Annotated in this window: 15 protein-coding genes; 9 read left to right on the forward strand and 6 right to left on the reverse strand. The window is 63.9% G+C overall.

Annotated elements, in window-relative coordinates:
• Positions 1–4 precede the first annotated feature (4 nt).
• Positions 5–1249 (reverse strand): RNA polymerase sigma factor, encoded by a 1245-nt coding sequence (locus LB558_RS10340; protein WP_224697676.1) that lies wholly within the window; start codon positions 1247–1249, stop codon positions 5–7.
• Positions 1249–1602 carry a YciI family protein gene (locus LB558_RS10345; RefSeq protein ID WP_224697465.1) on the reverse strand — a complete coding sequence of 118 codons (354 nt, stop codon included), beginning with the start codon at positions 1600–1602 and terminating at the stop codon, positions 1249–1251. The genes LB558_RS10340 and LB558_RS10345 overlap by 1 nt, the downstream gene beginning before the upstream one ends.
• A gap of 256 nt (positions 1603–1858) precedes the next feature.
• Between LB558_RS10345 and LB558_RS10350 the strand changes: the two genes are divergently transcribed.
• The 3 genes from LB558_RS10350 (at position 1859) to LB558_RS10360 (ending at position 5398) form a co-directional block, all read left to right on the forward strand.
• Positions 1859–2818 carry a TAXI family TRAP transporter solute-binding subunit gene (locus tag LB558_RS10350; RefSeq protein ID WP_224697466.1) on the forward strand — a complete coding sequence of 320 codons (960 nt, stop codon included), beginning with the start codon at positions 1859–1861 and terminating at the stop codon, positions 2816–2818.
• A gap of 79 nt (positions 2819–2897) precedes the next feature.
• A complete protein-coding gene (locus LB558_RS10355; RefSeq protein WP_224697467.1) occupies positions 2898–5018 on the forward strand; it encodes a TRAP transporter permease in 2121 nt (706 codons plus the stop codon).
• On the forward strand, positions 5015–5398 hold the full coding sequence (locus LB558_RS10360; protein WP_224697468.1) for a DUF1850 domain-containing protein: 384 nt from the start codon (positions 5015–5017) through the stop codon (positions 5396–5398). Before LB558_RS10355 ends, LB558_RS10360 begins: the two co-directional genes overlap by 4 nt.
• A 177-nt stretch (positions 5399–5575) precedes the next feature.
• Here the strand turns inward: LB558_RS10360 and LB558_RS10365 are convergent, their stop codons facing one another.
• Both LB558_RS10365 and LB558_RS10370 read right to left on the reverse strand, forming a co-directional pair.
• Positions 5576–6016 (reverse strand): thiol-disulfide oxidoreductase DCC family protein, encoded by a 441-nt coding sequence (locus tag LB558_RS10365; protein WP_224697469.1) that lies wholly within the window; start codon positions 6014–6016, stop codon positions 5576–5578.
• Between the two features lie 179 nt (positions 6017–6195).
• Positions 6196–6336: a hypothetical protein gene (locus LB558_RS10370; RefSeq protein WP_224697470.1), complete on the reverse strand. Its 141-nt coding sequence runs from the start codon at positions 6334–6336 to the stop codon at positions 6196–6198.
• 377 nt (positions 6337–6713) lie between these two features.
• Between LB558_RS10370 and LB558_RS10375 the strand changes: the two genes are divergently transcribed.
• Together LB558_RS10375 and ligD are read left to right on the forward strand one after the other, a co-directional pair.
• Positions 6714–7583, forward strand: a complete 870-nt coding sequence (locus tag LB558_RS10375) for a Ku protein (protein WP_224697471.1) — start codon at positions 6714–6716, stop codon at positions 7581–7583.
• 12 nt (positions 7584–7595) lie between these two features.
• A complete protein-coding gene (gene ligD, locus LB558_RS10380; protein ID WP_224697472.1) occupies positions 7596–10112 on the forward strand; it encodes a DNA ligase D in 2517 nt (838 codons plus the stop codon).
• A gap of 12 nt (positions 10113–10124) precedes the next feature.
• Here ligD and LB558_RS10385 read toward each other — a convergent pair whose 3' ends face one another.
• Positions 10125–10799, reverse strand: coding sequence for an ArsR/SmtB family transcription factor (locus tag LB558_RS10385; RefSeq protein WP_224697473.1), 675 nt, complete (start codon positions 10797–10799; stop codon positions 10125–10127).
• A gap of 68 nt (positions 10800–10867) precedes the next feature.
• Between LB558_RS10385 and LB558_RS10390 the strand changes: the two genes are divergently transcribed.
• From LB558_RS10390 to LB558_RS10400, 3 genes are all read left to right on the forward strand, one after another.
• Entirely contained in the window at positions 10868–11083 is a 216-nt protein-coding gene (locus tag LB558_RS10390) for a DUF1127 domain-containing protein (protein ID WP_224697474.1), read from the forward strand.
• Between the two features lie 63 nt (positions 11084–11146).
• Positions 11147–11479, forward strand: coding sequence for an NIPSNAP family protein (locus tag LB558_RS10395; protein WP_224697475.1), 333 nt, complete (start codon positions 11147–11149; stop codon positions 11477–11479).
• Positions 11476–11820: an antibiotic biosynthesis monooxygenase family protein gene (locus LB558_RS10400; RefSeq protein ID WP_224697476.1), complete on the forward strand. Its 345-nt coding sequence runs from the start codon at positions 11476–11478 to the stop codon at positions 11818–11820. Before LB558_RS10395 ends, LB558_RS10400 begins: the two co-directional genes overlap by 4 nt.
• Positions 11821–11825: 5 nt before the next feature.
• Here the strand turns inward: LB558_RS10400 and mbfA are convergent, their stop codons facing one another.
• Positions 11826–12809 (reverse strand): iron exporter MbfA, encoded by a 984-nt coding sequence (gene mbfA / locus LB558_RS10405; RefSeq protein WP_224697477.1) that lies wholly within the window; start codon positions 12807–12809, stop codon positions 11826–11828.
• Positions 12810–12980: 171 nt separating this feature from the next.
• Between mbfA and LB558_RS10410 the strand changes: the two genes are divergently transcribed.
• Positions 12981–13304 (forward strand): hypothetical protein, encoded by a 324-nt coding sequence (locus LB558_RS10410; RefSeq protein WP_024502197.1) that lies wholly within the window; start codon positions 12981–12983, stop codon positions 13302–13304.
• Positions 13305–13510 lie beyond the last annotated feature (206 nt).

Consider the following 13510-nt stretch of genomic DNA (forward strand, 5'->3'; position numbering starts at 1 on the left):
AGGCTCAGTTTCGAAGCACCGCTCTTTTACCTTGCAGGAACCGGCGCACCGCCGGGTCGCGTTCGAGGCCGATCGCCCGATCATAGGCCTCGGTTGCCTGTGGCACCTGACCAAGCCTGGCCAGCAGACCAGCGCGGGCTGCCCAATAGGGCTGATAGTCTTCAAGCCGCTTGTCGTCGCCCAGCACGTAAAGGGCTGCCAATCCGGCCACGGCGCCCTCGGCCTCGGCGATCGCCACCGCGCGGTTGATCGCCACCACCGGCGATCCTGCGATCGAAAGCAGCGCGTCGTAGAGCTCGCGGATCGCCGCCCAGTCGGTGCGGCCGGTGAGCCTTCGTGCCGCATGCGCGGACTGCACGGCCGCCTCGAGCTGGTAGCGGCCGATGACGCCCATGGTGGCGGCGCGGCCGAGCAACGCTTCCGCCTCATCGACCAAAGCGCGATCCCAGAGCGTATGGTCCTGCTCGGCCAGCGGCACATAATCGCCGGCCGCATCGCGCCGTGCGGCGCGGCGCGCTTCGGCGAACAGCATCAGCGACAACAGGCCAAGCGCCTCGGGCTCCTCAGGCAACAGCGAAGCCACCAGGCGGCCGAGCCAGATGCCTTCGGTCGCCAGATTACGGCGCCGCGTTTCGGTGCCGGCCGGATCGGACCAGCCTTCGGCGAAGGCGGCGTAGATCGCTTCCAGCACCGCGTCCAGCCGTTCGCCGAGCTCGGCCCGCTCCGGCACGCGGAACGGGATGCCGGTTTCACGGATGCGGCTCTTGGCGCGCACCAGGCGCTGGCCCATCGTTGCCGGCGAGACCAGAAAGGCGGAAGCGATCGTCGCGGCGTCGAACCCCAGCACCGTCTGCAGGATGAGCGGCGAACGCACGCTGGATTCGATCGCCGGATGAGCGCAGGCGAACATCAGCCGCAACCGTTCGTCGGGCAGGTCTTCGTCGGTCATGCGCGCCTCCGCTTCCTGCGCAAACAGCTTGAGATGCTCGCGGCCGGCCTCGCTGGTCAGCCGGCGCCGCACCGCATCGACGCCGCGCCGCCTTGCCACCGCCAGCAGCCAGGCTTCCGGTTTCTTGGGTACGCCGGTTCGAGGCCATCGCTCCAGTGCGGCTGCAAAGGCATCGGCCAGCGCGTCCTCGGCGCCAGCCACGTCGCGCGTGCGCGCCGCGAGCCAGGCGACAAGCTTACCGTAGCTTTGCCGGGCGGCGGTTTCCGCCGCCGCCCGCGCGATCTCCAGGCCATTCTCCATCACATGGTCTGTTCCCAGATCGGCCGCAGCTCGACCGTGCCGGTGCTGGCGGCGGGGCAGCGCGCCGCCCAGGCGATAGCGGCATCGGCGTCTTCAGCCTCGATCATGTAGAAACCGGCGAGCTGCTCCTTGGTGTCGGCATAGGGGCCATCGAGCACGTTGGTCTTGCCATTGGCCATCCGCACCGAAGTGGCCGCCTGGGTCGGCTTCAGCCGGTCGCCGGCCAGCCAGGCGCCGGATTTCTTCAAAGCATCGGTATAGGCGCCGTAGGCAGCGCTGATCTCATAGGTCTTATCGGTCGGCGCGGCCGCCATCGCGGCTTCGTTGACGTAGATCAAAAGCATGTATCGCATGGTCTTCTCCCGTTTTCTCGAAGGCCGCTTCGTTGCTGGCCGATCCTATGTCGCGTGGCCTGGACCGATTTCGACAGGCGCCGCGAAAATCTTTTCGGCCTTGGTCGTGCCATGCGCAAGCCGGCGCCCACCGCGGCAGCACTCAACCGTTCGTCTAATGGGTGCAATTGCGGGTTGGCATTTGCCGTCTGCCGTCTAAACTCGCCCCTGTTCGCGTCAGGGAGGTGATGCGGCCGCTATTAAGGGAGGAAATCAGATGTTCCATTTCAGAACGAAATTTGTTGCTGTCGGCGCAATGGCGCTGTCGCTTGGCCTCGGCACCGTATCGGCCGGCGCGCAGGAATTCATCAATGTGCTGACCGGAGGCACATCCGGCGTCTATTATCCGCTCGGCGTGGCGCTGTCGGAAATCTACGGCAAGGGCATCCAAGGCGCCCGCACCCAGGTGCAGGCGACCAAGGCTTCGGTCGAAAACCTCAATCTGCTGCAGCAGGGCAAGGGCGAGATCGCCTTTGCGCTCGGCGATTCCGTCAAGCTTGCCGCCGAAGGCAATGCCGAGGCCGGTTTCCCCGGCAAGCTCGACAAATTGCGCGGCATCGCCGCCATCTATCCCAATTACATCCAGATCGTCGCCAGCCAGGAGTCCGGCATCAAGACGCTGGCCGACCTCAAGGGCAAGAGCCTGTCGGTCGGCGCGCCGGCGTCCGGTACCGAGCTCAACGCCCGCGCCATCTTCGCCGCCGCCGGACTGAAATACGAAGATCTCGGCCGCGTCGAATATCTGCCCTTCGCCGAATCGGTGGAGCTGATCAAGAACCGCCAACTCGACGCCACGCTGCAATCGGCCGGGCTCGGCGTCGCCTCGATCCGCGACCTCGCCACCTCCGTGCCGATCAATGTCGTTGCGGTTCCCGCCGAGGACGTCGCCAAGATCGGCTCACCCTATCTTTCCGTGGTCATTCCCAAGGGTACCTATGAGGGCCAGAGCGAGGATGTCGCGACCGCCGCAGTCGGCAATTTCCTCATCACCCGCGCCGATGTCTCCGACGAGACCGCCTATCAGATGACCAAGCTGATGTTCGACCATCTCGACCAGCTGGCCGCAGCACATGCCGCCGCCAAGGCGATCGACCCGGCCAAGGCGCTCGCCGGCATGCCGGTGCCGCTGCACCCCGGTGCCGAGCGGTACTACAAGGAGAAGGGGCTGCTGAAGTAGGGCGGGGAGCAGTTCGGCAATTCGACATGTCTTCGCCAAGCACCTCGCACCACAATTCGCTCGCTTTGGAGTGCATCGGATGAGCGAAGCAACGCCTGCGACAACAGCCGACGGCAAATCCACCACCTTCCATCTCCCTGTCGTCGAAGAGCAGGTCGAAGGGTTGCCACCCGGTTTCGGCGGCGGCATCGCCGGCAAGGCTGCCTTTCTCATCGCCGTCGCCTTTTCCGTGTTCCAGATTTATGTCGCCGCCTATGGCAGCATTCCGAGCCAGGTGGTGCGGGCCATGCATGTCGGCTTCCTGCTCCTGCTCGGCTTCGGCCTGATCGCCAATCTGCGTACCAAAAGCATGCCGGCCAAGGCCATTTTCTGGACGCTCGGGGGGCTCGGCTTCGGCACCGGCCTGTACAATTGGGTGTTCTACACCGACCTCATCCGGCGCTCCGGCTTCCTGACCACGCCGGACCTGATCGTCGGCGCGGTGCTGGTGGTGCTGGTCTTCGAGGCGGCGAGGCGGCTGATGGGCCTGCCGCTGGCGGTCATAGCCTTCATCTTCCTTGCCTATTGCTTCGTCGGGAACCATCTGCCGCCGCCGCTCATCCATCGCGGCTATGATTTCGCCCAGCTCGTCGACACCTTCGCCTACGGCACCGAGGGCATCTACGGCACGCCGATCTATGTCTCGGCCGCCTACATCTTCATCTTCGTCGTCTTCGCCGCTTTCCTCGAACGCGCCGGCATGATCGCGCTGTTCAACGATTTCGCGCTCGGCCTGGTCGGTTCGTGGCGCGGCGGCCCGGCGCAGGTCTGCGTGCTGTCGTCGGCGCTGATGGGCACCATTTCCGGCTCTGGCGTCGCCAATGTGGTGGCCAGCGGCCAGTTCACCATCCCGCTGATGAAGCGCTTCGGCTTCCGCTCGGCTTTTGCCGGCGCCGTCGAGGCGACCTCCTCGATGGGCGGCCAGATCATGCCGCCGGTGATGGGCGCGGTCGCCTTCATCATGGCCGAAACGCTGAACGTGGCTTACGCCGAGGTGGTCAAGGCGGCGATCATCCCGGCGCTGCTCTATTTCGGCGCCTGCTTCTGGCAGGTGCATCTGGAAGCCGGCAAGGCCGGCCTGCATGGCATGGCCAAGGCGGACCTGCCCAATCCGTGGGACGCGGTTCGGCAACACTGGCCGCTGGTGCTGCCGCTGGCAGCGCTGATCTACCTGCTGTTTGCCGGCTATACGCCGATCTTCGCCGGCACGATGGGCCTGGCGCTGACCATCGTGCTCATCCTCGGCACGCCGCTGGCGGCGGCGATCGGGCCGCTTGCCTTCCGCATCGTCTTCTGGATCGCGCTCGGGCTTGCCGCCGCCTCGTTCATGAAGTTCGGCGTCAACCTCCTCGGCCTAGTGATCGCCGCGCTGATCGTCGCCTGCTTCACGTTCAAGGGCGGCCGCGAGACGTTGCAAATCTGTGTCGACTCGCTCGCCGAAGGGGCCAAGAACGCGCTGCCGGTCGGCATTGCCTGCGCCATTGTCGGCATCGTCATCGGCACGCTGACGCTCACCGGCATCGCCTCGACCTTCATCGGCTGGATCATCTCGATCGGCGAGGACAATCTGTTCCTGTCGCTGGTGCTGACCATGGTCACCTGTCTGGTGCTCGGCATGGGCATCCCGACCATTCCCAATTACATCATCACCTCGTCGCTGGCCGGGCCGGCGCTGCTGGAGCTCGGCGTGCCGCTGCTGGTCAGCCACATGTTCGTGTTCTATTTCGGCATCATGGCCGACCTGACGCCGCCCGTGGCGCTGGCAGCGTTTGCCGCCGCACCGATGGCTAGGGAAAGCGGCCTGAAGATCGGCATCCAGGCGACCAAGCTTGCCATTGCCGGCTTCGTCGTGCCGTTCATGGCCGTCTACACGCCGGGGCTGATGCTGCAGGACGCCGGGCCGATCGCTGCCCAGTTCGGCTATCCGGTCGAGGTCGCTTACATCGTCGCAAAAGCGTGCATGGGCATCGCGCTGTGGGGTGCCGCCGCCGTCGGTTTCCTCGCCAGCCGCATGGCGTTGTGGGAACGGCTCGTCGCCTTCGCCGCCGGCGTGCTGCTGGTCGCCGCGGTGCCGCTCACCGACGAGGCCGGCTGGGTGCTGGCGCTGGCGTGGATCAGCTGGCACTGTTTTCGAGCGCGGCGGGCTTCAGTTAGACCATGAGCCTGTGCATCCTGGCCGCCGGCAAGACGGTAACGCTCTCCGTCGCCGCCTTCACGCTGTCCTGGACGCATTCGGTGGAACGGACGCGCTGGGAGGAGGACTGGAAAGTCACGCCTACCGGCCTGCAGCTGGTCGAGGCTCGGATCAAGGGTTCGGGCGCCGGCATGGAACCACCGGAAGGCGCGGTGCTGAAGGATGGCTGGTGGATCTATGCGCCTGATGTCGGCCCGCAGCGACGCGTCGTGCTTGCCGCCTCCGGCGCGACTGGTGACGGCTGGACACTGTGCTCGGTTCAGGACTGCAGGGAACTGGGCAAGGAGGCCGGCGATACGATCGCGCTGGAGCCGTGCGGATCGGACGGCACAAGCCAGCCGCGATAACGCATCGGCCGGGTAAGAAATCTCGCCGGGAATGCGGAAGCGGCTTCATCGGAGGCTTCGAACGATGTGGGCCGCGATCACAGCCACATCGGCAACGCAAATAAACGATGCGGCAGCCAGAAGCCGTCGGCATCGACGATGAGACGCTTCACGCGCTGCTTCCCAGAGCCACGTTTTCTAGCCAAGGAACCGCTCCCGCAGCTCGGGTGCGGGGATCTCGCAGCTGTCCTTCCTGCCGAACAGAGCGTAGCGGTTCCTGGCGATGCGGTCGTAGAGCCAACCACGCAGCGGGCGCGGCAGCAACAGCAGAGCTTTCATCGCCCGCCAGGGCCAGCCGAGTTCCGCCATGACGGCGACGAAACTGTCGAGGCGCGTGGAGGCGACGCCGTCGATCAGGACGAGATTGGTTTCATAAGAGTCCGTGCGCAGTCCATGCTTCCGGAACAGCGTTTCACCGAAGGGCGACTGCGCGGTGGCGAAGCGGAAACGGCCTTGGCGGTCGAGCCTGACCACCATGCGCACGAAGCCGGAGCAGAGCACACATACGCCATCGAAGACAATCAGCGGCTGGCTTTTATCAAAGGGCTCAGAGGGACTTGATTGGGAATGGTCGGTCACGCTGGCCTCGGCTGCTCGTGTCCTATGACACTAAGCCGGCCGAAGGCGGCATCAAAGCCGTGGCAATGTCGCGCGCCGCCGGTCGGCAAGAGCGGGACGCTCGGCGCGATAGGCGGTGGCGCGGGTAGTGGCGGCCGGCCTGCAGATCCTGCTGTTGTGGCGATTTTCGAAAGCCATGATCAGTGCGCGCCCAGCGAGTTGCCGCGACGGGCGCAGGCCGGGCCGGGGCCGCGCATGTAGTAGCGCTCGGGCCGATAGGTCGGCGCGACGAATTCGCGGATGGCGACGGCATAGCCGATGAGGTGCGCGAGGAAGTTCATTACCCTTGTCCCTGTCCCGATTTTCGGATGTCCCTTCCGAATTGCGGTCATCATAGCGTTGAGGCGTGAATAGTCGGTGAACGTGATGTTAATATCTGGTCGAAAATGCCTTGCTTCGTGGCTGGAATGCGGCTGATTCGGGGTCTTTCCGTGCAGTTGGTCGGCATTCCGGCCAATGTGGCTTTTGCATCACATATGTTTCGTTTGAATGTCGCCGGGGCGCGGTTCTGTTTCAGCTTTTGCGGTGTCTGTGAAATTTAGGCGCTTGGCGACTTGGCGCCCGGGAACGACCTTTGTGCATCTGAACGCCCGCGTGGCGGAACTGGAGCGTGGTCTGTCCGTTCTCACCTTCATCTGGTTCTGGAAGGGAAGATCTCATGGCGCCACGTCCGGCCTGGAAGGGCTATCTGAAGCTGTCGCTGGTCACCTGTGCCGTCGAACTGACCAACGTCGTCACCCACACGGAGCGGGTCTCCTTCCGCATCCTCAACCGAAAGACCGGCAATACGGTGAAGCGCATCTATGTCGATGCGGAAACCGGCAAGCCTCTGGGCGACGACGACGAGATCAAGGGCTATGAACTGGACGATGGCGATTTCGTCCATATCGAGGAAGATGAGATCGAGGCGGTGCAGATCGAGTCCTCGCACACGATGGCGCTTGACGGCTTCGTCGACAAATCTTCGATCCAGCAGATCTATCTCGACACGCCCTATTATGTGGCGCCGGCCGACCAGGTGTCGGAAGAGGCATTCGCCGTCATCCGCGATGCGATGGCAGGCAAGAAGATGGCCGGGCTGGCGCGCATCGTGCTCTATCAACGCGAACGCCCGGTGGTCATCGAGCCGCTCGGCAAAGGCATGGTGCTGACAACGCTGCGCTACGACAACACGGTGCGCCAGCCGGACACCGTGTTCGGTGACATCAAATCAGTGAAGACCGATCAGGAGATGACCGATCTCGCCGAGTTGATCATCGACAAGAAGAAGACCAGGTTCGACCCCTCGAAATTCGACGACAAATACGAGGACGCGCTGCTGGAGCTGATCCGCGCCAAGAAGGCCGGCCACAAGGCGCCGAAGGCCAAGGCGGCACCCAAACCTTCCAATGTCGTCAACCTGTTCGACGCGCTGAAGAAGAGCCTGTCAGATTCCGGATCATCGAAAACGTCTTCGTCGGCGAAAGGCAAGCCGGCGGCCAAACGCGCCAAGCCGAAAGCCAGCGCGCCCAAACGCCAATCGGCCTGAGGACACGGACGAATGGCCAGCCTCGAACAATATCACTCCAAGCGCGATTTCAAGAAGACCGCCGAACCGGCCGGCAAGGTCGCCCGGACCAAGCAGGGCGGCGCGGGCGGCATCTTCGTCATCCACAAGCATGCCGCGACGCGGCTGCACTACGATCTGCGGCTCGAGCATGACGGCGTGCTGTGGAGCTGGGCGGTGACGCGCGGCCCGAGCCTTGATCCGCATGAGAAGCGCCTGGCCGTCCATGTCGAGGACCACCCGATCGACTATGCGCCGTTCGAGGGCACTATTCCCAAGGGCGAATATGGCGGCGGTTCGGTCATTGTCTGGGACGAGGGGACCTGGACCCCCGAGATCGACCCGGCCAAGGCGATGAAGAAGGGCCATATCAGCTTCGAGCTCAAGGGACACAAGCTGCACGGCCTCTGGCACCTGGTGCGGCTGAAGCCGCGAGCGGGTGAGAAACGCGACAATTGGCTGCTGATCAAGTCGGACGATGCTGCCGCGCGTCCCGGCGAGGATATCCTCAAGGAGGCGCCGGAATCGGTGAAGTCCGGCCTGACGATCGAAGAGGTCGGCGAGGGCAAGACCGCCAAGGGCGAGAAGCCAAAGGTCTGGCATTCCAACAAGCCGGCCGCCGTCAAAATGAAGGCCGGGGCGAAGAAACTCGACTTCATCGAGCCGCAGCTGGCCACGCTGGAGCGCGATGCGCCGCCGGGCAAGGACTGGCTGCATGAGGTGAAGTTCGACGGCTATCGCATGCAGGCGCAGATAGCCGGCACCGATGTGCGGCTGCTGACCCGCACCGGCCTCGACTGGACGAAGAAATTCGGCGGCGAGATCGTCGCGGAACTGGCCGGCCTGAAGTGCAGCGACGCCATCGTCGATGGCGAGGTGGTCGTGCTCGCCGACAGCGGCGTCTCGTCTTTCGCGCTGCTGCAGCAGGATCTGTCGGCGAAGCGGACAAATCGCTTCATCTATTACGTGTTCGACCTGATGCGCCTCGATGGGCGGGATCTTCGGAGCGAGCCGCTGGTCGAGCGCAAGCAGGCCTTACAGGAGCTGCTCGGCCAACAGTCCGACAATGCGGCGGTCCGCTTCAGCGACCATTTCGCTGAACCTGGCAAGATCATGCTGGAGCATGCCTGCCGCATGGGCCTGGAAGGCGTCGTCTCCAAGCGTGCCGATGCACCCTACCGCAGCGGCCGCGGCCCGACATGGGTGAAGTCGAAATGCACGGCGCGGCAGGAATTCGTCATCGGCGGCTACCTGCCGTCGGACAAGACGGGGCGCGGACTGCGCTCGATCCTCGTCGGCTTCCACGAGGGCGGCACGCTGCATTATGCCGGCCGCGTCGGCACTGGTTTCTCCGGCAAAGGCGCCAATGAGCTGAAGGCAAAACTCGATGCGTTGACGGCGAAATCATCGCCCTTCTCCACCGCCGTGCCGAAGGGCAAGGGCCTGGTCTGGGTCAAGCCCGAGCTCGTCGGTGAAGTGGAGTTTCGCAGCTGGACCTCGGACCGTATAATACGCCACGCCTCGTTTCAGGGATTGCGCGAGGACAAGCCGGCGGAGGAAGTGGTGCAGGAAAAGCCCAAAGCGTCGACAGGCAAGCCATCGACAGGCAAGAGCACGGCCAAGCCGGCATCAGGTGGCACAGCCGCCGGATCGATGACCACCACGATCAAACTCTCGCATCCCGACAAACTGTTGTGGCCGGACGAAAACATATCCAAGCGGGGCCTGCTCGACCATTACGCGCAGGTGTGGCCGCGCATGGAACAGTTTGTCGTCAACCGGCCGCTGAGCCTGGTGCGGGCGCCGGACGGTGTTGGTGGCCAGCGTTTCTTCCAGAAACATGCCTCGGCCGGCATGAGCGACAAGATCGCGCGCATGAAGGACCCTACCGACGGCGAGGAGATCCTGTACATCCGGGATTTCGATGGTGTTGCCGCACTGGTCCAGTATGGCGTGGTCGAGATCCACATCTGGGGATGCACGATCGATGAGATCGAAAAGCCCGACCAGATCATCTTCGATCTCGATCCCGATGAAGGTGTCGACGTGAAGGCGGTCCGCGAGGCGGCACTCGATATCAGGGGCAAGCTCGACGAGCTGTCGCTGTCGAACTTCGTCAAGACCTCGGGCGGCAAGGGTTACCATGTGCTGGTGCCGCTGAAGCCATCGGCGGATTGGGATGCGGTGAAGAGCTTCGCCCATGATTTTGCCCGCGCGCTGGAGCAAGGTGCCCCCGACCGCTACACGGCGACGCTGTCGAAAAAAGCGCGCACGGGAAAGATCTTCGTCGACTACCTGCGCAACGGCAGGGGCTCGACGACGGTTGCGCCCTATTCGTCACGCGCCAAGAAGGGCGCCACCGTGTCGATGCCGGTGACCTGGCCAGAGATCGAGGCCGGCCTGGCGCCGAACGCTTTCCCGATCGGCGACAAGACGACGTTGAAGCAGCTGGCGAAAGCCGATCCGTGGTCGGATTTCTTTAAGCAGGGCAGGGCTCTGAAGCGGGGTTAACGCTTCGCCCGTTCAGGACAGAAACACCTTCTCGAAAGCCTGCTTGCCCGGCGGCGAGAAGATCACCGCGCGGCTGTCCTTCTCGCGGCGCGCCCATTTCTCGGCAAGGATCTTGTCGAGGATGGCGGCGCCCAGTGTGCCGGCGAGATGCGAGCGCCGCACGCTCCAGTCGAGGCAAGCGCGGCATACCGGCCGGCGCGGCTTGGTATAAACGTCGATGCCGATGGCAGCGAAATGCGAAGCCGCCGATGGCCCGAGCCTGATCTCCTGTTCGTCGCGGACCAGTACGTTCTTGGCGACGAGCCGATCGAGCGTCGCCACCGCCTGCTCGCCGGCGAGGTGATCGTAGCAGACGCGCGCCACGCGCATCGCGCCGTCGCGCGGACCCGGGCGCACACGCTTTGGACCTACGGCTTCCGCAACCCCGGTGATCGCCTCGATCATGCCGGCCACCTGCGGTCCGGCGAGGCCGTAATAGCGATGCCGGCCCTGGCTCACCACCGTGAGCAGCCCACCTTCCATCAGTTTGCCCAGGTGCGAGCTGGCGGTCGGCAGCGAAACGCCGGCCTCGAGCGCCAGTTCGCTCGCGGTCAGCGCCGTGCCGCCCATCAGGGCATTCAGCATGTTTGCCCGCGCCGGGTCACCGACCAGGCTGGCGATGCGGGCGATGTCGGGTCCTTCGCGCATAGTTCGTTCCCCATCGAAGCATTCTTGTCAGATAACCACTATTCTCCGATCAGATCAAGGAGACGACGATGACAGCACGAACCGCTTTCCCCTCGGCACCGCTCGCCAGCCGCCAATCCTTCCCGTTCGTCACCTGGTTGCGCTCCCGGCTGCTGGCCCGTTGGTATGACCGCCATCTGCAGCGTCTCGACCTTGCCGAGATCGATGACCACCTGCTGCGCGACCTTGGCCTTACGCGGCAAGACGTGCGCCGCGAATGCGCGAAATCTTTCTGGCAGCCCTAGCAGACCAGGCGACACGACGTTTCGATACCGCTTGAACTATCGACGCAACCCCAAGGATCCACAATGACCATCACCTGCTTCATCCGTTACGAAATCGACCCGTTCGGCAAGGCGGCCTTCGAGGAGTATGCGCGTAATTGGGGCCAGGCCATTCCACGCTGCGGCGCCGATCTGATTGGTTATTACGGGCCGCATGAGGGCTCGGCGACGACCGCCTATGCCGTCTACAACATCGACAGCCCGGCGGCCTACGAAGCCTATCGCGCCCGGCTTGCCGCCGATCCCGCCGGCAAGGCAAACTACGAGTTCGCCAAGCGCGAGAGATTCATCCTGAAGGAGGACCGCATGTTCCTGAAACACGTCTCGGCCCCGCACGCGAAACTGGTGCTGCCGTGATTGCCGTCATCTTCGAGGTCGAGCCGGCGGGGGGCCGGCGTGATGCCTATCTGAGCATCGCCGCCGATTTGCGTCCGCTGCTTGACGGCATAGACGGCTTTCTTTCCATCGAGCGTTTTCAGAGCCTGGCCGATCCGAACCGCATCCTGTCGCTGTCGTTCTGGCGCGACGAGGAAGCCGTGAAGGCCTGGCGCAACACCGAGGAACACCGGCAGGCGCAGAAGGCCGGTCGTGGCGGCATCTTTGCCGGCTACCGATTGCGCATCGCCCATGTGGTGCGCGACTATGGACTGACCGGGAGGGACGAGGCGCCGGCCGACAGTCGGGCGGTGAATGGGTGAACGACTCACGCATTCCCGATCAGCACGCCGGCCGCGAACACCAAGGCGCCGCCCAGCACCACCTGGAAGGCGGCACGCAGGAAGGGCGTCTGCATGTAGCGGTTCTGGACAAAAGCGATCGCCCACAATTCGAAGAACACCACCACCGCGGCAACCCCGGTCGCCGTCCAGAAATGCGGAATGAGATAGGGGAGTGCGTGGCCGAGACCGCCCAGCGTCGTCATGATGCCGACGGTCAGACCGCGCTTGATCGGCGAGCCGCGGCCCGACAGCTTGCCGTCGTCTGAAGCGACTTCGGTGAAGCCCATGGAAATGCCGGCGCCAATCGAGGCGGCAAGCCCGACCAACAGCGTCTGCCAGGTGTCATGCGTGGCGAAGGCGGCAGCAAAGATCGGCGCCAGAGTGGACACCGATCCGTCCATCAGCCCGGCCAGCCCCGGCTGCACATAGGTGAGGATGAACTGACGCTGCTCGGCGCTGGCTTCCTCATCCTTGACGGCGCCCGGCACATGTTTCTGCTCCAGACGCTGCGCCAGCGTCTCATGGCCTAGTTCGGCCACCGCCAGATCGTCGAGCAGTTTTCGCGTCGAGGCATCTGCCGTGCGCTTGGCCGCCTCGACATAGAAAAGGTAGGCTTGCCGCTCCATCGCCTCGGCCTGGCTGCGCACGTGCTCGATGCCGAGCGGCCGCACCAGCCAGTCGGGCTTGCGCTCGTAATAGCCCTTCACATGTTCGCGCCGGATCAGCGGAATGCGCTCGCCGAACCGTTTGCGGAAAAGCTCGATCAGCGCATCGCGATGGCCATCCTCTTCCTCGGCCATCTCCTCGAACACTTTTGCCGATTGGGGGAAGTTTTCCGTCAGGCCGTCGGCATAGGCCCGATAGATGCGACCGTCATCCTCCTCGGACGAAATGGCCAGCGCCAGGATCTCCTGTTCGGAGAGCGATTCGAAGGGACGGCGGCCGAAGCCGAAAACACGGGAAAGCATGAGGAATTCACCCTAGTTTAGAATAGTTCTAAACTAGAACTTGATATGCCTCCGGTCAATTGCGTGCTCGGTCGCGGTCAAGAATTGTTGAAGCTCGCAAGCCGGGCTGGCCCTTCATTCAGTGAATGTTCACCTATATAACTTGACCCAACCAGAACAAGGAACCGGCAGATGACGGCAAAACAGCCTCCGCATCCCTATGACCCAAAGCCCGTTCTCGATCTCATCGCCAGCATCGAGGCCGATCTGCAGCGCCTGAAAGGCCTTGTCGAGCAGCAGGTCGAGAAATTCGACCCCGCCAATCCGCACAACAAGGCGCCGGACGGCAAACTGACCGAGGAAGGCGTCGAGTGCTGCTACCGCATGTTCGACGAGGGCAAGTCGCGCTACTCGGTTGCCCAGCAGATGAAAATCTCCTTTGCCGCCGCCAGCCACCGGTTCAACAACTGGCGCAAGCTGGGTGGGAGCAAGAGGCAGCGGACGTTGCTGGGGTGAACTTGCGAGATGTCGGCGGGACAGCGCCCCCCTCTGTCCTGCCGGACATCTCCCCCTCAAGGGGGGAGATTAGACGTCACGAACGGTCTCACCAACTTACAACGGCGACAAGAGAAGCGCCGAAGTCGAAACTGGCAGGCCAGAGGGGGGGCGTGCAGCCGCGGCGTTGGCGACCGCCCGCCAAACTTTGTAACGGTCACATTTTT

It is taken from the genome of Mesorhizobium sp. CO1-1-8, assembly GCF_020164875.1.
Classification (GTDB): Bacteria; Pseudomonadota; Alphaproteobacteria; order Rhizobiales; family Rhizobiaceae; genus Mesorhizobium.

What these genes read in the sequence shown, in the direction of transcription:
- LB558_RS10340 (WP_224697676.1), bottom strand. Translation starts at nt 1,249, where the DNA reads ATGGAGAATGGCCTGGAGATCGCGCGGGCGGCGGCGGAAACCGCCGCC.
- LB558_RS10345 (WP_224697465.1), bottom strand. Translation starts at nt 1,602, where the DNA reads ATGCGATACATGCTTTTGATCTACGTCAACGAAGCCGCGATGGCGGCC.
- LB558_RS10350 (WP_224697466.1), top strand. Translation starts at nt 1,859, where the DNA reads ATGTTCCATTTCAGAACGAAATTTGTTGCTGTCGGCGCAATGGCGCTG.
- LB558_RS10355 (WP_224697467.1), top strand. Translation starts at nt 2,898, where the DNA reads ATGAGCGAAGCAACGCCTGCGACAACAGCCGACGGCAAATCCACCACC.
- LB558_RS10360 (WP_224697468.1), top strand. Translation starts at nt 5,015, where the DNA reads ATGAGCCTGTGCATCCTGGCCGCCGGCAAGACGGTAACGCTCTCCGTC.
- LB558_RS10370 (WP_224697470.1), bottom strand. Translation starts at nt 6,336, where the DNA reads ATGAACTTCCTCGCGCACCTCATCGGCTATGCCGTCGCCATCCGCGAA.
- LB558_RS10375 (WP_224697471.1), top strand. Translation starts at nt 6,714, where the DNA reads ATGGCGCCACGTCCGGCCTGGAAGGGCTATCTGAAGCTGTCGCTGGTC.
- ligD (WP_224697472.1), top strand. Translation starts at nt 7,596, where the DNA reads ATGGCCAGCCTCGAACAATATCACTCCAAGCGCGATTTCAAGAAGACC.
- LB558_RS10385 (WP_224697473.1), bottom strand. Translation starts at nt 10,799, where the DNA reads ATGCGCGAAGGACCCGACATCGCCCGCATCGCCAGCCTGGTCGGTGAC.
- LB558_RS10390 (WP_224697474.1), top strand. Translation starts at nt 10,868, where the DNA reads ATGACAGCACGAACCGCTTTCCCCTCGGCACCGCTCGCCAGCCGCCAA.
- LB558_RS10395 (WP_224697475.1), top strand. Translation starts at nt 11,147, where the DNA reads ATGACCATCACCTGCTTCATCCGTTACGAAATCGACCCGTTCGGCAAG.
- mbfA (WP_224697477.1), bottom strand. Translation starts at nt 12,809, where the DNA reads ATGCTTTCCCGTGTTTTCGGCTTCGGCCGCCGTCCCTTCGAATCGCTC.
- LB558_RS10410 (WP_024502197.1), top strand. Translation starts at nt 12,981, where the DNA reads ATGACGGCAAAACAGCCTCCGCATCCCTATGACCCAAAGCCCGTTCTC.